This is a genomic window from Nocardia ninae NBRC 108245 (genome assembly GCF_007990755.1).
GTDB classification, from domain to species: domain Bacteria; phylum Actinomycetota; class Actinomycetes; order Mycobacteriales; family Mycobacteriaceae; genus Nocardia; species Nocardia ninae.
In genome coordinates, this window is record NZ_BJXA01000028.1 from 10,955 (window position 1) to 30,881 (window position 19,927).

At 66.3% G+C, this 19,927-nt stretch carries 10 protein-coding genes and 1 pseudogene; 8 read left to right on the forward strand and 3 right to left on the reverse strand.

Annotated features, from left to right (window positions below; translation table 11 throughout):
• Positions 1-5: 5 nt before the first annotated feature.
• Genes NN4_RS21125 through NN4_RS21135 form a run of 3 tightly spaced genes read right to left on the reverse strand, consistent with a single transcriptional unit; the run spans position 6 to position 10,923 of the window.
• Positions 6-752, reverse strand: coding sequence for a class I SAM-dependent methyltransferase (locus NN4_RS21125; RefSeq protein ID WP_147134048.1), 747 nt, complete (start codon positions 750-752; stop codon positions 6-8).
• Positions 749-9,670 carry a non-ribosomal peptide synthetase/type I polyketide synthase gene (locus tag NN4_RS21130; protein ID WP_186818543.1) on the reverse strand — a complete coding sequence of 2,974 codons (8,922 nt, stop codon included), beginning with the start codon at positions 9,668-9,670 and terminating at the stop codon, positions 749-751. Before NN4_RS21130 ends, NN4_RS21125 begins: the two co-directional genes overlap by 4 nt.
• 14 nt (positions 9,671-9,684) lie before the next feature.
• Entirely contained in the window at positions 9,685-10,923 is a 1,239-nt protein-coding gene (locus tag NN4_RS21135; protein WP_246180990.1) for a pyridoxal phosphate-dependent aminotransferase, read from the reverse strand.
• 707 nt (positions 10,924-11,630) lie between these two features.
• On the opposite strand from NN4_RS21135, the gene NN4_RS21140 reads away from it, so the two are divergent.
• The 8 genes and pseudogenes from NN4_RS21140 (at position 11,631) to NN4_RS21170 (ending at position 19,912) form a co-directional block, all read left to right on the forward strand.
• On the forward strand, positions 11,631-12,788 hold the full coding sequence (locus tag NN4_RS21140) for a LeuA family protein (RefSeq protein ID WP_147134054.1): 1,158 nt from the start codon (positions 11,631-11,633) through the stop codon (positions 12,786-12,788).
• A gap of 5 nt (positions 12,789-12,793) precedes the next feature.
• Positions 12,794-14,200 carry a 3-isopropylmalate dehydratase large subunit gene (leuC, locus tag NN4_RS21145; protein WP_147134057.1) on the forward strand — a complete coding sequence of 469 codons (1,407 nt, stop codon included), beginning with the start codon at positions 12,794-12,796 and terminating at the stop codon, positions 14,198-14,200.
• Positions 14,197-14,829, forward strand: a complete 633-nt coding sequence (gene leuD / locus NN4_RS21150; RefSeq protein ID WP_147134060.1) for a 3-isopropylmalate dehydratase small subunit — start codon at positions 14,197-14,199, stop codon at positions 14,827-14,829. Before leuC ends, leuD begins: the two co-directional genes overlap by 4 nt.
• A complete protein-coding gene (locus tag NN4_RS21155; RefSeq protein WP_147134063.1) occupies positions 14,826-15,848 on the forward strand; it encodes an isocitrate/isopropylmalate dehydrogenase family protein in 1,023 nt (340 codons plus the stop codon). The genes leuD and NN4_RS21155 overlap by 4 nt, the downstream gene beginning before the upstream one ends.
• A gap of 100 nt (positions 15,849-15,948) precedes the next feature.
• Positions 15,949-16,995, forward strand: coding sequence for a helix-turn-helix domain-containing protein (locus NN4_RS21160; RefSeq protein WP_147134066.1), 1,047 nt, complete (start codon positions 15,949-15,951; stop codon positions 16,993-16,995).
• A 500-nt stretch (positions 16,996-17,495) separates the two neighbouring features.
• On the forward strand, positions 17,496-17,813 hold the full coding sequence (locus NN4_RS21165; protein WP_147134069.1) for a hypothetical protein: 318 nt from the start codon (positions 17,496-17,498) through the stop codon (positions 17,811-17,813).
• 701 nt (positions 17,814-18,514) lie between these two features.
• Positions 18,515-18,610, forward strand: a pseudogene (locus NN4_RS46945) (DUF2510 domain-containing protein); the annotation flags it as partial.
• Between the two features lie 57 nt (positions 18,611-18,667).
• A complete protein-coding gene (locus NN4_RS21170; protein ID WP_246180991.1) occupies positions 18,668-19,912 on the forward strand; it encodes an SNIPE associated domain-containing protein in 1,245 nt (414 codons plus the stop codon).
• The last annotated feature ends 15 nt before the right edge of the window (positions 19,913-19,927 follow it).

Consider the following 19,927-nt stretch of genomic DNA (forward strand, 5'->3'; position numbering starts at 1 on the left):
GCGGGTCAGGGCCGGTCAGCGCTGATGATCAAGGCGTGCGGGCAATTCAGGTAGTCCGCCCAGAACGCCGCGCCGTGTTCGGCGATACCCGCGTCGGTGGGTGTCGGCGCGATCCAGGTGATGGACCGGAACCCGGCATCACGGAGGGCGTCGTCGTGGGCCTGTCGGGACCAACGGTGCGCTACCACCTGCGCGGGCGGGTCGAACAGATGGGAGGTGAGGACGACCGGTTGTCCTTCTGCTCGTTCGAGTTTCGCGTCGAGGGTGAATCCGTAAGGCCGGTAGTAGTCGGGGTCCGCCGCGAATTCGGGGTTCAGCGCGAAGGTGACGAACCGGCCGCCGGGCCGCAGCGCCGCAGCGGCACCGCGGCACATGGCGGCGAGTTCGTCCCATGCGGTGGCGTACGGCAGCACGTAGACGGCGGTGACCAGGTCGACGGGCCCGAGCAGACCTGCCTCGGCGAGCCCCGCTTGCACGAAAGTTGTTTCCAGCCCTGCGGTTTCGGCTTGTGCACGGGCGACGGCGAGCATGCCTTCGGAGGGATCTACGCCGATCAGGCGACCGGCGTGCACCTGGGCGTATCGGCGCAGATAGAACCCGCTACCACAGCCGGCGTCGAGGATCGACAGCCCGGTGAGATCGCCGAGGACCGCGAGAAAGCTGGGCGCCTCGAGCTGAGAGCGCAGCGGCCAATGCTCGGTGGCATCGTAATGCGCACCGTAATCGCGGAATTGGTCGTTGTCGGTTTTCATCGCGGGTCACACCCTCCATCGGTGGGGTACGGGTTGGTTCGGTTACTCGTCCTCGAATCGGCCTTCGAGGGCAGTGGGATGCCTGCGAGGTGACCGATCAGCTGTGTCAGCTGACCGAACGTGAGTCCATCGAGCTCCAGGCGCAGCCCGGACGGTGCCACCGCACGGATCCCCGGGACGATCCGGTCGGATTTCACCCCGTGCACGTGTCCTGCCGAGCCGGTGCGGTCGAACCGGCGCAACGCCCGTTCGGTGTACTCGGCGATCGACCGGACGTGCGGGTGTTCGAGGACCGTCATGTGGTTACCGGAAACCGTCGACACCGTCACCTCGCCGCCGAACATCGACCCCCACGAAACCTCCGGATCAGGACTCAATACGGGGTCCCGGTCGTGGGCCTTCACGAACAGCAGGTCGGTATCGATCGGCGTTGGCGTGTAGGCGTGGATCGCCCGATTGGTCGTGACCACGACGTCACGCACAGTCGGATCGGTATGCATGACATCGCGGAACGCCTCCCACACGTGCGGGGCGATGTCGCGGAAACCTTCGAACACCGCCAGCACGTCCGCGGCGTCGCGCAGTTCCAACCGCTGCGGATCGTGCACCGCCACCGTGTCGATCATGATCACCAACGGCACCTGCTGTCCCCCCGCCAGCAGTTGGCGCGCCATCTCGTCGGCGATGAGACCGCCGGAGGAGTGCCCGCCCAGCACGTACGGCCCGGAGGGGTGGACGGCACGAAGTTCCTCGATGTTGCGTGCGGCGATGTCGGCGACCGTGGTCGGGATCGCCTCACCCGGCTCGAGCCCGCAGGCACGGAAGGCGTATACCGCCCGGCCCGGGTCGAGAAGTTCGGTCAGTGCGCGGTAGGAGTACACGGTGCCGCCGATCGACTGCACCAGAAACAACGGGATCCGGTCTGGCGTGCCCGGGTGCAAGGTGATCAGCAGGGGGTGCCTGTGCGTCTCGGGTGGTGGCACCTGCTCGAGCCGTGGTGGCACCCGGTCGCGTTGTTGCCGCACGTGGTCGAGCAGCGCCCCGAAGGTCGGATGTTGCAGCAGCGCGTGCGCTGAGATCTGGACGCCGAGCCGTTCGCGCACCTGGGTCCGGAAGGCGACCGCCAGCTGCGAGTCGCCGCCCTTGCGGAAGAAATCGTCGGTCGCCGAGACGGTCCGCACGCCGATCAACGCACACCAGATCTCCGCGAGCACCTGCTCGGTCTCCTGCGCCGCCGCCTCGGTCTCCGCCGAAGCCGAGACCTGCGCCGCGCGGGCCGGGTGTGCCGACAGCTGCGGGTCGCGACGGAAAGGGTAGGTGGGCAACGGAACACGTCGCCGTCGCGCGCCGTGATGAACGCCGTCCCAGTCGATATCCGTTCCGTGACACCACAACTGCGCCAGTAAGCCGGCCAGCTCGTGTGCTTCGGATTCACCGGGCACCAGTGTCGGCACGACCACCCGGTGTTCGCCGCAGTCCGGGTGGAGTTGGACGAGGCGGGTCAGCGTCTGCCCGGGACCGATTTCGAGCAGAACCAGGTCGGGGTCACCGAGCAGGGTGGTCAGGCCGTCGGCGAAACGAACGGTGTGGCGCAGATGGCGTGCCCAGTGCTCAGGATCGGGGGGCTGTTCGGCATTCAGCCAGGTACCGGTCTGCCCGGACACGAGCGGTATCCGTGGCGCCTGCTGGTTCAGCAGCGCACTCGCCCTAGACAATTCATCGATCACCCGGTCCATTACGGCAGAGTGCGATGCGAAGCCGACCGGCACCCGACGTGTCTGCACCCCGTCGCGGCGCAATGCGGTCTCGAATCGTTCGAGGTCGGGCAACAGCCCGGATATCACGCAGTTGCGGTGGCTGTTGACCACCGCCACCGACAGCCCGTCACCGAGCAGTGGACGCACCTCGTCCTCGGACAGCGGCACCGTGATCATCCCGTTGGGTGGGAGATCATCGCACAGCCGGCCACGGACCGTCACCAACCGGACCAGGTCGGGTAGCTCCAAGACCCCGGCGAGGTGGGCGGCGGTGCACTCGCCGAGGCTGAGCCCGAACAAGGCGGACGGGTGAATACCCCACGAACGCAGCAGCGCGGCTACGCCGAGTTCCGTCGCGACGATGCTCGCCATGTTCAGCGAGGGGCGCAGCAGTGCGGTCGCCGCTGATTCCCGCTGTCCGGCCGAGAACAGCAGCGACCGTAGGTCGCAGTCGAGCGCCGTGTCGAACAGGTCCGCGCACTCATCGAAACAGTCGCGGTAAATCGATTGTGTCGCATACAGTTCCGATCCCATGCCGGGATGCTGGGTACCGACTCCCGGGAACAGGAAGGCGAGCTTCGGGTGCCGGGCGGCGCCGTGATAGACCGACGGACCGTCCTCCGCGGTCAGCAACGTGGCGGCGGTCCTGTTGTCCGCGCACACCACCGCCCGGCGGTGGTCGAAGGCGGTCCTCCCCCGCTGCAGGGTATAGGCGACATCCGCGAGGGGCGCATCGCATTCCGTGCGCAGGTGGTCGGCGAGACTCGTACAGGCCCGCGTCACTGCCGCGGCGTCTCGTGCGGACACCGCCACCACGTGCGGTCCCGGCGCCTGCTCCGACGAGGCGATGTCCGGCGGTTCCTCCACGACGACATGGGCGTTGGTGCCGCCGATCCCGAACGAGCTGACGCCGGCCCGCCGGGGCACCCCGTCCGGTGGGGTCCACTCGACGGTGCTGGGGTTGACATAGAAGGGGCTCTGCTCGAGGTCCAGCGCCGGGTTCGGCCGCTGGAAATGCATGACGCCGGGGATCTGCCGATGCCTGATGGCCAGGATCGTGGCGATGAGACCCGTGATACCTGCTGCCGAATCCAGGTGCCCGACATTGCCTTTCACCGAGCCGAGGGCGCAATAGCCGGTTCGGTCACCGCCCCGGCGGAACGCGGCGGTGAGCGCGCGCACCTCCACGGGGTCGCCGAGCGCGGTCGCGGTGCCGTGCGCTTGCACGTAGGTGATGGTGCCGGGGTCGGTCTTCGCCGCAGCGTAGGCGGCGGTGAGCACCTCGATCTGACCGTCGACGCTCGGCGCGGTGAATCCGACCGCGCGGCCGCCGTCATTGTTGACCGCCGACCCGCGGATCACCGCGTAGACCGAATCGTGGTCCGCCAGCGCGTCTTCCCATCGCTTCAGCACCACGAGGCCCGCGCCGCCGCTGGAAACGGTGCCCTGACCCTGCGCGTCGAAGGGGCGGCACCGGCCGTCGGGTGACAAGATCCCGCCGTCCTCGTACTGATAGCCGTCCGCGCCGGCGCTCGGCAGACTCACACCGCCCGCCAAGGCCAGCGAACAGTCACCGTCGAGCAGGCTCCGGCACGCCAGGTGTACCGCGACCAGTGAGGTCGAGCAGGCGGTGTTGACGGTCAGCGCCGGCCCGCGCAGCCCCAGCTTGCTGGCGACGTGGGCGGTCAGCAGCTGCAGCGGATTGCCGAGCGCGACACGCATTTCCGCGGAACCCGCACCGGCGACGCCGGTCGCGGCGCGCAGCCATTCGTACGGCAACCCCGAACCCGCGAACACACCTACCGGATTGTCGAACTGACGGGCGCCGTATCCGGCATGCTCGACCGCCTCCCATGCCGTCTCCAGGAACAAGCGCAACTGCGCGTCGAGACCGCGCGCGTCAGCGGGGTTGTAGCCGAAGAACTCGGCGTCGAACGCGGCGGCGTGCGGCGGCATACCGCTGGTGCCCACGTGGCCGGGCCGCCCATCGGCGGACCCGTGTGCGAGCCCTTCCTTCCCGTCCCGCAGCAACTTCCAGAGTTCGTCGATATTCGCGGCCCCTGGAAACCGGCCCGCCATACCGATGACGGCGATCTTCGGGTCCGCGGCGAGTGCGCAGGCCTGGTCGCCGGGTGCCGTGCTCGAGTCGACCTCGGCGACCTCGGCGGCCACATGCTCAGCGAGCCGTTCGATGGTCGAGTAGTGGAACAGGTCGGTGACCGCTACCTCGATGCCGAGCCGGTCACTCAGCACCTCACACAGCCGCACCGCGAGCATCGAGGTGCCGCCAGCGTCGAAGAAACCTACATCGGTTTCCACCGCATCGACCGCCAGCACCTCGCACCAGATCCGTTGCAGCCTCGTCTGTAGCGGCGATCCCGGACGAGCCTGCGGCGGTGCGGAGACTGTGGTGTGCGGCGGGACCGGCAGGGCGGCACGGTCGAGTTTGCCGTTGGGCGTGCGCGGCAGGCTTTGCAGTGTGACATAGAGCGAAGGAATCATGGTGGCAGGCAATGTTTTTCGCAGATGCCGGCGCAATTCATCGGGACGGGGCACCCGGGCATCGGCCGGCACGAGGTAGGCCACCAGCCGCTTGACTCCCGGAGTGTCTTCGCGCGCGAGGACCGCGCAGCCTTCGATCGACGGGTGGGCGCCGAGCACGGCTTCGACCTCGCCCAATTCGACCCGGAGGCCATGCAATTGGATCTGGTCGTCGACCCGCCCGACGAAGTCGAAGGCGCCGTCCGGGCGCAACCGCACCCGGTCGCCGGTGCGGTACATCCGCCCGCCGGACGCGCCGAAGGGGCAAGCCACGAAGCGCTGCCCGGTCAGGCTCGGGCGATTCAGATAACCGCGCGCGAGTTTGGTTCCGGCGAGATATAACTCGCCGACTTCGCCCTCGGGTACCGGAGCGAGCGCCGGATCGAGCACATGACAGTCGGTACCCGGCGTCGGCGGGCCGATCGACGGCTCCGCCGACGGCGGCAGCGGGCCCGCAAAGGTCGCGAGGACGGTGTTCTCGCTCGGGCCGTAACCGTTGAACATTCGCCGCCCCGGCGCCCACCGGGCCAGCACGGCTCGCGGCAGCGCCTCGCCGCCGACCGCGATGGTGCGGACGGCGGGCAGATCCTCCGGCCGCAGCGTCGACAACACCGTCGGCACCACGCAGAAGTGCGTAACCTGCTGTCGCGCACAGACTTCGATCAGCGCGGGCCCCGGCAGCAGTCGTTCCGCCGCGGCGATCACCAGCACGCCGCCGGACAGCACGGACATGCACAGCTCGGCGACCATGATGTCGAAAGAGGGTGACGCGAACTGCAGCACTCGACTGCCGGTCGACACCACCTCCCGGTCCACGAACGCGCGGACCAGCGCGACGAGGCCGCGATGGGTGTTGACGACACCCTTCGGCGTACCGGTGGTGCCGGATGTGTAGGTCACATAGGCCGGGTGATCCAGTCGCGGCGGTACCAGCAGCTCGGTCTCGGCGAGGTTGTGGTCATCCTGGCGCTGCATGGCCCGCACGACCTCGGGGTCGTCGAGCGCGATCACAGCGATGCCCGGATCGACGCTCACCGCGCCATGATGGCCGGCGAGCGTGACCGCCGCGGCGGGCCGGGCGTCGGTGATCATGAATTCGATGCGGGCCTGCGGATAGTCCAGGTCGATGGGCAGATAGGCCGCACCGGTCTTGGCGACGGCGAGCAATGCGGTGATCAACGCCGGCCCGCGTGGCAGGGCAAGGGCGACAACACGTTCCGGCGCCGCTCCCCGCGCGATCAGCACTCGGGCCAATTGGTTGGCTCGTGCGTTGAGCCGGTCGTAGGTCCATTCGCCCGCCTGGTCGCAGACCGCGACGGCCGCCCCTCGTGCCGCCACCTGCACTTCGAACAATCCGGCCAAGGAGCCTGGTCCGCCTGACGGGCAGCGCCTGTCGATCGGCCGCTGCGCCAGGGCGGTGCGGTCGGTCTTCCCGTGTGCGTTGACCGGCACGCGATCGAGCTGAATCAGCAGGCTCGGCACCAGTGGTTCGGGCAACTCGGCGGCCAAGTGGCGCCGCAACGCCTCGATATCGACGGTGCCCTCGGCGGTGAAGTAGCCGACGAGGCGGCGGTCCAGCGGCGAAGTCCCGTGCCCGACCACCACCGCACGCCCGACCAGTGCATGCCGGACCATCGCGGCCTCCACTTCCTGCGGGGAGACGAGATTGCCGCGGATCTTCAGCTGCAGGTCGACGCGCCCCAGGTACTCCAGCGCACCATCGGCCCGTTCGCGAACCAGGTCGCCGGTGCGATACATTCGCGCGCCCGCAATCCCGAACGGGCAGGCCATGAATCGGTCCGCTGTCAAGGCCGGTCGCCGCAGGTACCCACGGGCCAGTCCGGTGCCGCCGAGGTACAACTCCCCTACGCTGCCCGGTTCGACCGGCCGCAGCACGGTGTCGAGTACGTACACCCGCACCCCGTCCAAGCCGCGACCGATCGGCACGGACGAGGGCACCTCCTCGGCCCGGTGCATTCGGTGATAGGTCGCGAGGATCGTGGCTTCTGTCGGGCCGTAGCCGTCGACGACCACGGTGTGCGGGCACGCGGACAGCACCTGCCGCACAGCCTCGGCCGGGACCGCCTCGCCACCTGTCCACACCTCCCGCACACCGGCCAGACATCCCGGATCCTCCTGTGCCAGCAGCTCGAACAGGCTCGCGGTCACCCACATCGCGGTGACCCGACCGCCGACAATGCTGCGTGCCAGTGCCGCGACCTCCGGTGGCCCCGCCGGACCGAGCACGACTTGCCCGCCGCTGAGCAGCGGGGTCCACAGTTCGTAACTGGCCGGGTCGAACCCGTAAGACGTGTGCAGCAGCACCCGGCTGTGCACCGGGTGCGCGAAGTGGCTGTCCAGCACCCGGCCCGCGACATCGGCCTGGGTGGTCATGACGCCCTTCGGACGTCCGGACGAACCCGAGGTGTACATCACGTAGGCGAGGCCGTCGCCGAGCAGGACACCTCGACGCTGCGCGTCGGACATCCTCGCGCTGTCCTCGGCCGCGATCCGCCGTGCGGTGTCGGCGCTGTCCAGATTCACCACCGTCGACCCGTCCTGCGCCGAAAGGCACTGCAGGCCTACGTTGTCGGCGAGAACGACGACCGGCTCGGCGTCGGTGATCATCCAGGCGATCCGGTCCGGCGGATACCTCGGATCCAGTGGCAAATACCCGGCGCCGGTCTTGACCACCGCTACGATCGAGACAACGAGATCCAAGGTTTGCGACAACGCGATACCAACCAGGGTCTCCGGCGCGGCGCCCTCGTCGACCAGTAGCCGGACCAGCCGGTTGGACCGCTCGTCCAATTCCTGGAACGTCAGATGCCCCTGTGGGCCGTTGACGGCGATCGCATTCGGTGCTGCGCTGACCCGCCGCTCGAAAAGGTACGCCAGCGGTGTCTCGGCGTCCGGAACCGACTCTTCGAGGCAGGCCGAATGTTGTTGTCCGAGTTCATCGATCGACAGGTCGGGTTCGGCCGTTGCGGCGGCGAGCAGGTCACGCACTCGGCCGACGATCCCGGCGACGGTCTCTGCATCGAACAGGTCGCGGTTGTACTCCGCGTGACAGGTGATCCCGTTTTCCGTTGCGGTGTCCGGCTTTTCCCAGAACTCCAGGGCGAGATCGAATTTCGCTCGACGGTACGGCAGCAACACCACTTCCGCAGGGGCGCCGGCCATTTCGATATCCGGCCATGGCATGTTCTGTACCACCACGCTGAGCTGAAACAACGGATTGCGGCCCGCCACCCGCGGTGGCCGCAGTCGCTCGACCACCTGGCCGAAGGGAACGTCCTGATGGTCGAACGCGGCCAGGGCCGTCAACCGGACGCGGTCGACGAGCTCCGCGAAACTCGGCCGCCCCGAGGTGTCCACGCGCAGCACCACCGCATTGGTGAAGAACCCCACCAGGTCTTCGAGCACCGGATCGACGCGGCCGGCGACACCGGTGCCCAAGGCGATATCGGTCCCCGCGCCGCGCTCGGTCAACACCGCGGCCAAGCCGGCTTGCAAGATCATGAATACCGTCGCATGGTGTGCGCGAGCCAAGTCCCGCACCTTCTGACGCAAGCTCGTCGGCCAGGACACGACCAAGGTGCCTGCCGAGCTTTCACCGCCCGCCCGCCGCGGGTGGTCGGTCTGGGCGGGCAGTTCCAGTGGCAGTCCGGCCAGCGCCTGCGTCCAGAATTCCCGCTGCTGTTGCGCGACCGATCCGGCCGGCGCCGCCGCACCGAATACGGCGTCCTGCCACAGCGCGTAGTCGGCGTACTGCACCGGCAATGCCGCGAACGTCGGTGGTCGGCCCGCCGCTCGCGCGGCGTACGCGGTGGCCAGATCGCGACACAACGGTGCGATCGACCAGCCGTCGACAGCGATATGGTGCATCACCAGCAGGATGGTCGAGTCCTGCGGCCCGGTATGCAGCACCATGGCCCGCAACGGAAGATCGGCCGCAAGATCGAACGGTGCCGCGACGGTGTCTGCCGTGGCCGCGGCGAAATTGTCGGTGGCGTCACCGATCTCCACCGGGATCTGCGCGTCCGCCGCGGCGACCACCGTTTGCCAGGGCTCCCCGTCGACGACGCGGATGCACGTCCGCAAGATCTCATGCCTGGCAACGACGTCGTGTAGAGCCGCACGCAACACCGCCGCGTCGATGCGGTTGTGCACCCGGATACTCAGCGACATGTGGTACGCCGCAGCAGCGCCGGTTCGATTCAGGAACCACAGCTGGCGTTGTCCGGCCGACAACGGTAGCCGCTCGGGCCGTGGCACCACCGGACGCACCGGGGGCAGGCCCATACCGGCAGCGTTGCGCTCGGTCGATGCACGCAACAATCGGCACACCCCGGCCAGCGAGGGATCGTCGTAGACGCCTTTCACCGATATCACCCGCCCGAACTCACGGCGCAACCCATGCACCAGACGCGCGATGTCCAGGGAGGTGGTTCCAACCGAGAAGAAGTCCTCATCCCGGCCTATGGTGGGCAACCGCAGGACTTTCGACCACAACTCGAGCAGCCGATCCTCGAGCTCATCGCTGCGTCCGTTCGCGATCTCGGGACCGACCGCCCGGCGGGTGTTGTTCCTACCGGCAATATCGCCAGTCGTCGTCACGGGCATCCACCTCGTCACCGTCGAGGCCGTGCTACGTCGCGGCCGGAACTGCTCGTCTGATATATCGAAAGTCGTTGGCGTGCCAGGTCGAGGGTTTCCAGACGGCGGTTGAACGCAACGCGGACGAGGTGGGCTCCGTCGGACTCCGTCGCGTAGAAGAACTTTCCCGGCGCCACCATCACCCCCGCCTCCCGGACGAGGCGGTAGGCCAGCGATTCGCAGTCTTCATCGGTGAACTGCCTAATATCGGCTATGGCGTAGCACCCGCCGTCCGGTGGAATGCAGCGCAAGCCGATATCGTCGAACATCGACACCACCAGATCCCGCTGTGCATCGAGGTTCGCCACCGCACGCAGGAAGCCGGGCTGGGCCGCGGCCATCCGCGCCGCGGCCGCTTGCAGCGGTGCGGCAGCACCCCCGCACACCGCCACATGCACCTGTCGCATGGAGCGGGACAGCGCGGCGTTCGCTCGGAGATACCCGATCCGCCAACCACTCACGGCGTGGCTCTTGGACAGGCTGCCGATGACAATGCTGCGGTCACCCAACGCGGGCAGGTCCACTGCCGACAGATGCCGGTGCCCGGCATAGACGTAGCCCGAATAGATCTCATCGGAGATGACGACCGCGTTCCACCGCTCGCATAGTTCCGCGATATCGGCGAACTCGGCTCTGGTCAGCATATGGCCGGTGGGGTTGTTCGGCGTGCACAGCACGACGGCCTTCGTCCGCGGACCGAACACCGCGCGCAACTCCGCGACATCGAAGCGCCAATCCGGGGCATGCATGGCCACCAGCCGGGGCACGCCACCGGCCAGAGCGATCGCGCTGATGAAGTTCTCGTAGAACGGCTCGAAGACGACGACTTCGTCACCGGGGTCGACGACCGCCAGGATGGCCGCGGTCAGCGCGGTAGTCGCGCCGACGGTGATGGTCAGCTCGGTCGCCGGATCGGTGGGAACCGACAGCTCGGCCGCGATCCGTTGCCGCAGTACGATATTGCCGTCCGGCTGCTCGTACTGGTTCATCCCGTCCCGGAGGGCGGCACAGGCCATCTCGATCAGGCCGAGCGGAGTAGCGGGCACGGCGGGTACACCGAGCGCGAGATCGATGGTCTGCCCGCCCCGCGCCGCGGCCAGCAACCCGAACAGGCCGCTGCGGGCCAGATTGCCGACCCGTTCGGCCACCGGGAGGGCGGCGCCTGCCATGTTCTGGAGTGTGCCGTCGCGCAAGCTGGACTGTGGTGACTCCATGAGCGATTCCGATTCGGAAGGCGAGAGTTGCTCGCGGGTGCTGGTTTGCGGACCTATCCTGCGTTCGATATACGTCCGTTGCCAGGACATATCCACCGATGAAAAACAATAGTCGGCCATGTGGCAATAGACGCGGACGCGACACATCCGACTGTCGCCTATATGCATAATGTCGAGCCGAATCCGCCGGAGGATCCCGACGCCGATAGCCTCTTCGATTGTTACATCGATTTACCCACAATTGAAGACATTCCATCTGAAAATTAGCCATTCACAAACCGACCGGCTGGATTTTCGAAAGGACAACTGCATCGTGGAAGACTGCGCACACCTGCGAAAGTACGCCGACAGACCACTGAACTGCGCCGAAGACGCTGCGACGCACGGGCCGCAATGATCGAGTTGTGCACAGTCAGTTCATGGATATGCACTTATGGTTAATAGCCGAGCAATCGCGCGTGCTATGGTCCGAATAGGACGAATTGCAGTCGCGGAGCGGAGCCATCCGTGGCAACGAAACGTCCATCGGCACGACCGCTACGTTAATTCCGATGTCGATTGAGGCGCGCACAAGATGGTAGCCCAGTGCCGTTCAGCGGCCGACGACTCTGCACATTCCATCGACGCCGATAACAGTGCTCGATCGAGACCGATCAAGCCAGGACAATTCCTCACACCGGACTCTTGATTCCGAAGGCGACGTACCCATGAAGAGAATATCGATCTTCGATTCGACCTTGCGTGACGGTGAGCAGGCGCCGGGGAACGCTATGCCACCCCAACAGAAACTCGAGGTAGCGCTGGCGATCGAGGCGCTCGGCGTCGACGTGATCGAGGTCGGCTTTCCGAGTTCCTCCCCGAGCGACTTCGAGGCCACCCGGCTGCTGTCGAAGGAACTGACCTCGGCCCGCATCGCCACCCTCAATCGAGCGACGCGCGCGGACGTCGAACTCGCGATCGAGGCAGGCGGCACCACCCGCCACCACCTCCAGATCATGGCCACCGGCAGCGAGATCCACCTCGAACACAAGCGAGGCATCGACAAGGCCGAGGCAGTGCGAGAAGTCGTCGACACCATGCGGCACGCTGTCTCGCTCGGAGCCGAAAATCTCACGCTCGGTATCGAAGACGCGTCTCGTGGGTCCGATGAACTGCTGCGCGAGTTGGTCGAGGAATCCCTCGCCGCGGGCGCGAACGTCGTCGCGGTAGCCGACACCACCGGCTGCATGACACCGGCCGAATACGGCGCACTGATCGGCCGGATTCGCTCGTGGACCGGCCCTGATGTCGTCATCGCCACGCACTGTCACGAAGACCTCGGCTTGTCGCTGGCCAACGCGCTGGCCGGAATCGAAGCCGGCGCCGACGAAGTCCAGGCGACCCTGGCGGGTATCGGCGAGCGAGCGGGTAACACCGCGCTCGAAGAACTGATCGCGGTGCTCACCTACAAGGGCGCGGAAATCGGCGCGACCACCACTGCGCGAACCGAAGGCCTGTATCGCGCATTCCACGTGCTCCGCAACGCGATCGGGCTGACCACGCCGCGGAACAAGGCGATCTTCGGAGTGAACGCTTTCGCCACCCAGGCCGGTATCCATCAGGCCGGCATGCTGCGGGCTCCGATCACGTACCAGTACATCGAGCCGGCCCGGTTCGGCAGGCAACACTCGCTCCTGGTCGGCAGGCATTCCGGCCACGCGGTGCTGCGCTATGTGTACGAGAACATGGGGCTACCAGTGGATGAGGAGGCGGTCGACCATATCTATCGCGAGTTCGTCGCCAACCGCACCAACGGTGAATGCCTCGATCTGGCCGGGGTGCGCGAGCTGATCCGGCAGCACCGATCCGTGACCACGAAGGCCTAGCTCCGATGCGCGCGCAGCGGACGCTGATCGAAAAGGTATGGCAGAACCATGTCATCGAGCAGCTCGACGGCGGGTCGGAGCTGCTCTATATCGATCTGCACCTGATCCACGAGGCCAGTTCACCGCAGGCATTCGACGGGTTACGCCTGGCCGGGCGCCGGGTCCGGCGACCGGATCTCACCCTGGCGATGGAGGACCACAACGTCCCGACCCGCTCCTCGGTGCTGTCCGACCCCATGGGCAAAATGCAGGTGGAGACATTGCGCCGCAACTGCGTCCAGCACGGCATCGAGCTGTTCCGGCTCGGCGACCCGCGTCAGGGCATCGTGCACGTGGTGGCGCCGGAGCAGGGATTCGTGCACCCTGGCATGTCGGTGATCTGCGGGGACAGTCACACCTCGACCCACGGGGCCTTCGGTGCGCTCGCCTTCGGCGTCGGCACCAGCGATGTCGAACACGTGCTGGCCACCCAGACCCTGCCGCTGGCCAGGCCGCGCACGATGGCGGTCGAGTTCAGCGGACGGCTACCCGCCGATGTCACAGCGAAGGATTTGATACTTGCCGTCATTGCCCAGATCGGCGCCAACGGCGCCCATGGACACATCATCGAGTACCGCGGTGCCGCCCTCGAGCACATCTCGATGGAGGGCCGAATGACCATGTGCAACATGAGCGTCGAAGCCGGAGCCCGGGCGGGCCTGTGCGCACCCGACGACGTCACCTTCGCATATCTCAAGGGCCGCAAGGCCGCGCCGAGCGGCTCCGCCTGGGACGAGGCGGTCGACTACTGGAAGACACTGCGTTCCGATCCAGGCGCCGCGTTCGATCGCACCGTCACCATCGATGTCTCGACGCTGACCCCGTTCGTGACCTGGGGAACCAATCCCGGTCAGGCCGTGCCGATTTCGGGCAGCGTACCCGACCCGGCGGACCTGCCGAATCCGGCCGAACGCCTGGCGGCCGAACGCAGCTTGCGCTACATGGATCTGGTCCCTGGCACGCGCATGGAAGCCATCGACATCGATACCGTCTTCCTCGGATCCTGCACCAACGGCCGCATCGAGGACCTGCGGTCGGCAGCGGCCGTACTGCGTGGCCGAACGGTCGCTCCCTCGGTGCACGCGCTGGTGGTCCCCGGCTCGATCGCGGTGCGCCGACAAGCCGAAATCGAGGGACTGGACAAGGTTTTCCAGCAGGCGGGTGCGGACTGGCGACTCTCGGGCTGCTCGATGTGCCTGGGCATGAACGAGGACAAGCTCACCGGCGGCAAACGATGCGCCTCGACCTCCAATCGCAACTACGAGGGCCGCCAGGGCCCGCAGGCCCGCACCCATCTCGTCTCCCCCGCCGTCGCCGCCGCCACCGCGGTCACCGGGCGGCTCACCGCACCGAACAGCTTGGGGCAGCGATGAAACCATTGACCGAGCACAGCGGACCTGCCATGGTGTTGCGGCGCAGCGATGTCGACACCGACCAGATCATTCCGGCCGAATACTGCAAACGACTCACCAAGAGCGGTTACGCGGACGCGCTGTTCGCCGAGTGGCGTACCGATCCCGGCTTCGTGCTCAACCAGCCGAACAGCGCGGGCGCGAGCATCCTGCTCGCCGGACACAACTTCGGCACCGGAAGTTCCCGAGAGCACGCCGTATGGGCACTGCGGGACTGGGGATTCGTCGCGGTCATCGCCACCAGCTTCGGCGATATCTTCCGGCGCAACGCGTTCAAGAACGGACTACTCGCCGTCGAACTTCCCGGCGAGGTGGTCGGCCGTCTCGCCGACCTCGTCGACCACGAGCCACAACTACAGCTCACCGTGGATCTGGCCGGCCGCGAGGTACGCGCCGGTGGGATTCGGCAGGCGTTCACCGTGGACGACCGTGCCCGCCGGCTGCTGATCGAGGGGCTCGACGAGATCGCGGTCACCCTCGAAAGAACCGACGGCATCGATGCCTACGAACGGCACCGCAGCTACTGGCTGCCCAGCATCCGCCCGAGTGTGCCGGTCACCTCCGGCAGTGCACCGGAGGCCGGAGCATGAGCATTGTTTCGGTGCTTCCCGGCGACGGCATCGGGCCCGAAGTGATCGAGCAGGCGGTGCTGACATTGGACGCACTGGGCCTCGGACTCGAGTTCGACGTGCTCGACCACGTCAACGCGGACACCTACCTGCGCACCGGAACCGCCCTGTCGGACAAGGACTTCGACCGCATCAAGGCCAGTGACGCCGCGCTGCTCGGCGCGGTCGGTGACGCGCGAGCCGACGCGGAATACGCCCGCGGTGTGCTGCTACGCCTGCGCTTCGATTTGGACCTCTACGTGAACCTGCGCCCGGCGGCGCTGTCCCACGATCGGCTCAGCCCACTACGCGACGAGGCGCGCAGGCAGATCGATTGCGTGGTGATCCGGGAGAACACCGAGGGGCTGTACACGGGAATCGGTGGCCGGTTGCGGCCGGCGACCACGCACGAGGTCGCTATCGACGCGGAGATCAACACTTGGCACGGTGTCTCGCGCATCCTCGATTTCGCCTTCGCCGTCGCCCGCCGTTCGGTATGCATGGTGGACAAGTCGAACGCGGTCCGCAACGGGGGGGCGCTGTGGCAGCGGTGCTGGACCGATGCGGTGCGGCGACATCCGGAGGTGACGACGTCGCACCTCTACGTCGATGCCGCCGTCATGAAACTGGTCGCCGACCCGACCGCCTTCGACGTGATCGTCACCAACAATTCCTACGGCGATATCATCAGCGACCTCACCGCCGAACTGGCCGGTGGCCTCGGCACCGCGGCGTCGGCGAATATCAACGGCAGCACCGGATTCGGACTCTTCGAGCCGGTGCACGGCACGGCGCCCGACATCGCGGGCGTGGGTGTCGCGAACCCGATGGGTGCGATCCTGACCGCGGCACTGCTCATCGAACGGCTGGGCCACGCCGATGCGGCGCACACGCTACGGCGAGCGGTCCAGCACGTGATCGCGACCGGTCTCGGGACCCCCGATCTAGGCGGAAACCTGTCCACCAAGGACACCGGTGCGGCGATTCGGGCGCAGTTGTGATCCGGTACGAAGTCGAATACAGCGATAATCGGCTTTGCAGGCACGATGGTCGGCCGACAGTACGCACCAGGACACAGGGCTTTGCGGCGTAGGGGTGACGATGGCAATCGTTCTGGACACCGACAAGATCGATGCGCGAGACCGTGCGGAGGTGATGGCGACCGCGGTGCAGCAGCTTTCGGCACCGGCACACCTGGTCCACGATCCCGCGGACGGGCCGGTTCGAGCGTACTTCGAGGCGTGGGAGTTCGGCCAGGTCTGCCTGCACCGGACGCGGATGTCCGGCTTCCACCTTGTCCGCACTCCGAAACAGATCAGGCTTTCACCGAGTTCGCTGCTGTCCCTGGCCATCCAAGGCGACAGATCATCGTGCCTGACCCAAGCCGACGTGCAGTACGAGACCAGCCCCGGCGATCTGTTCATGGTCGACCTGGCCGTGCCCTACCAATTGGTCTGGCGCGGTGGCACCGTCACGGCGCTGGTTCTCCAGGTGGATCAGCTGGGTCTTTCACCCGAAACCGTCACCGCCGCGCCGGCCCACCTCCGGCGCAGCCCGATCTACCCGCTTTTCGCCAATCACCTCGCGCTGATGGGCGAATCGGCCGACCTGCTGCACGACGACACCGCAACGAAGCAACTCGGCGATTCCTGCCTCGAGATGATCCGCACCCTGCTGCTATCGGCAGCCGCGCTCGGCAACGAAGACACCACGGCACTGCCTACCGACATCCTCTTGGCCCAGATCCGCAGTTTCGTCCGGCGGCGCTTATCGGATCCAGACCTCAACGCACCGACGATCGCTCGCGCTCACAGCATTTCGCTGCGCTACCTCTACCAGGTGTGGTCCGGCACCGGGCCGAGCCTCGAACAATGGATCATCGCGGAGCGGCTGGATCGCGTGCACAGTGACTTGGCCCGCGAGGACACCCGCCACCGCTCGATCGCCGCGATCGCCTACAGCCACGGATTCCGGCATCCCTCGCATTTCACCAGACGCTTCCGCATCGCATACGGCATTACGCCCACCGAATGGCGCCGGGCCGCACTCGAATCACCGGTCGATACCGCAACCGTCGACTACAGTCTGCCAACCCGCTGGCGCAAGACACCCGTCCCGACGGTCGATTCGCTGCCGGACCTGGCTTAGTCAGCGGTTCGGTGGCACTCAAGCTGTGCGCGAAGAGGATGCGCCGATCAAGTGATGTGTGCGAGGACGCACTCGTCGCCGACGTGCGCGAAAACCTCTCTCCCACCGACTAATTCGACATCCAACCGGGGGGCCATCCGAGTGCAGGGCCCGCTGGACTTTCCGCGCCGTTCTACCCGGATCTGAACGATATCCGGCGCAACGCCGGGAACACCTGCACTGGGTGAAGATCAAGACCCGGTTCTTACCCGAACCGTTCACCGACGAATTGAACGCAGCCGGGATCGAGGTCACTCCGTTCGGACATCGCTGACCGAGGGCCTGCGCTGGTCGGCCGACGTCTCCCGAACATCCGATATTGCCGCATATCGCTCGATCTCCGAACGAAATGTGTTGTGGCTCAAGAGCTCTGGCATTGCCGATACGGTGCGCTTGAATTCGGCCACGTGGCAGATAGCTTGCGGTCGAAGCGTCGGCCGAACCAATGCCATGCTGGTCCGGTGAGATACGTATGGTGCCAAGCGCTGCGCTGGGTTGACGACGAGCCGCAGCCGGGTCTGGTTGAGGTCCGACTGAACGACATCCATGGTGACGAGCATGTGTTCATCGACAAGGAGCCGATATTCACGCCAGACTCTAGCCTGGGCCCGCAGACGGCTTACCCTGTGCGTGTGGAACTGGGCTGCGAGGTCCTCAGCACGCGGGTCCTTCACGACGGGCGGACGGCGCACACCATCACAACCGTGCGGCCGTGGGACATAGAGTCGGTGACGGGGCAGACCGAGTTCGAAGTCGCCCTCGATCAGTTTGCCGATTAAACCGAGTGGACAAGCACGGTTGCACGTTGCCTACCACTGTTCGGTCGCCGTTGTAGCCGCGGGCCCGCAGATCGTTCAGGCGTGGGTCTTCGGGATTGGTTGGCGCGCAAGCATATTGATGGCGCAGCGTGTCCAGCGCCACCGTGAGATTGTTGGAGGTACCCACCTCGGCAACACCTTTCGTGGAATAGGCGACAGCTTCCCAGCGGCACATGCTGCGGGAAGTGCTGGGCCGCGCTATTCGACTTGAGATGCGTTAGGTGGTCCGGCTGAATATCAATACAGGATGGCTCTAGAAAAGTTTCAGTTACCTTGAGCGCCGGGATGTGTCAGATTCACGTTATGGCTACATGCGACCCATCTCGATGCTACGGCGGTCCGTGATGTCTGTCCACCGGCGGACCGGGCTGCCCAGAAAGCGCGACCCACACCCAGCCAACCGGAAGAGCGGGAGCAGGTCTCGACAACCAACCCAGCCCAGCAATACCCTCTCTTGCAGTGGTGCGCTGCGCGGCGAGGGGTTCGAAGTCGGCGGCCTGAGGCCCTGGAACGATCCATGTCGCTCGCCGGCGCGCCGTGGGTGTCGAACGTCGCAACATGTAGGACGACAGTGCTGACAACGCCTGCAATGGTGGGTTTGGCCGTGCGGTTCGGGTAGGTGATGGCATGCTCGAAAGCGCAACTGCAGCAAGGGGGAGATCATGAGCACCACGCCCGCGAACTGGTATCCCGACCCGCAGCACCCAGGCTTTCTCAGATACTGGAACGGCGTGGACTGGACCGCTGACTCGGTCCCCGCCCCAGCGGCCGGGGTCGTCGCACAGCCCCCATCGAGTGTGTCTCCGGTTGCGAGGGTGCCGAAGTTCGGCGCTCGGGCCTATGCGAAACGCCAATCTCAGGATTTGGCCGACGCTTTGGCTGAGATTCAACGGCTTCGCGATGAGCTGGCCAGCTTCGGTGGCCTCGAGATTGCCGAACTTCAGCGCTACCGCGAGCAACTCGGCGCGCAAGTCGCCGCGGAGCAGGCACGGCTGGACAGTGTGCGCACGCAGGTGGTCGGCACCCAAGAGGAACAGTTGTTGGAGGAGATCGGTATCTACCGATATCGTCATCCGCTAGCGGATGTGGTCGGCTATCGCGCCGCGCTCGATCAGTTGCGGGGTGAGATCAAGTACGCCGCGTTGCGGGACGGCGGCGCGATCGAAGCATCGAAGAGCTGGGCTGTCGAAGGTTCGGCTGCCCAAGGCCGCAAGATGACGGGCGAGTTGTCGAAGCTGATGCTGCGCGCCTACAACGCCGAGGCCGACAACCTCGTCCGGAGTCTTAAACCGTACAAGCTGGACAGCGCGCTGGAGCGCCTCGACCGGTTGGCCGCTACGATCGCACGACTCGGCGCGACCGTGCAGTTACGCGTCACGCCGTGGTACCACCAGCTCCGGCGCCGTGAGCTGGAATTGACCTCCGACTATCTGGAGAAGCTCGCTCGCCAGAAGGAGGCCGAACGCGACGAACGCGACCGCGTGCGCGAGGAGCGCAAGGCGCAGCAGGAGATCGAACGCGAGCAACAAAAACTCGAGAAACAGCATCAGCAGTTCGCGTCCGCCCTCACCGCGCTCGAAGCCGCTGGCACCACCGACTCCACCAAGGGACGTGATCTGCAGGACAAACTCGCGGACGTGGAACAGAAAAGGACCGCACTCGCGAACCGGGCGGGCGATCTGCGTATCGGCCACGTCTACGTCGTGTCCAATCTCGGCGCGTTCGGTAAGGACATGGTCCAGATCGGCATGACCCGCCGCCTCGACCCCGACGACCGCATCAGCGATCTGAACAACTCGTCCGTGCCGTTCAAATACGACGTGCACACCATGCATTTCGACCGCGATGCCGCCGGCATCGAAGCAGAGCTACATCGCCGCCTGGCCGACAGGCGCGTCAACCGCGTCAACTCCCGTCGCGAATTCTTCCGCGCCACCCCTGCCGAAGTGCGCGAACACATGCAGGAACTCGTAGGAGATCTGCTGGTGTTCACCGATTTCCCCGAGGCCGAGGACTACCGCCGCAGCCTCGCGGAAGCGCGGCAGGCGAACAAGCAGTAAGTCACGAGACAGGAT

What these genes read in the sequence shown, in the direction of transcription:
- NN4_RS21125 (WP_147134048.1), bottom strand. Translation starts at nt 752, where the DNA reads ATGAAAACCGACAACGACCAATTCCGCGATTACGGTGCGCATTACGAT.
- NN4_RS21135 (WP_246180990.1), bottom strand. Translation starts at nt 10,923, where the DNA reads ATGGAGTCACCACAGTCCAGCTTGCGCGACGGCACACTCCAGAACATG.
- NN4_RS21140 (WP_147134054.1), top strand. Translation starts at nt 11,631, where the DNA reads ATGAAGAGAATATCGATCTTCGATTCGACCTTGCGTGACGGTGAGCAG.
- leuC (WP_147134057.1), top strand. Translation starts at nt 12,794, where the DNA reads ATGCGCGCGCAGCGGACGCTGATCGAAAAGGTATGGCAGAACCATGTC.
- leuD (WP_147134060.1), top strand. Translation starts at nt 14,197, where the DNA reads ATGAAACCATTGACCGAGCACAGCGGACCTGCCATGGTGTTGCGGCGC.
- NN4_RS21155 (WP_147134063.1), top strand. Translation starts at nt 14,826, where the DNA reads ATGAGCATTGTTTCGGTGCTTCCCGGCGACGGCATCGGGCCCGAAGTG.
- NN4_RS21160 (WP_147134066.1), top strand. Translation starts at nt 15,949, where the DNA reads ATGGCAATCGTTCTGGACACCGACAAGATCGATGCGCGAGACCGTGCG.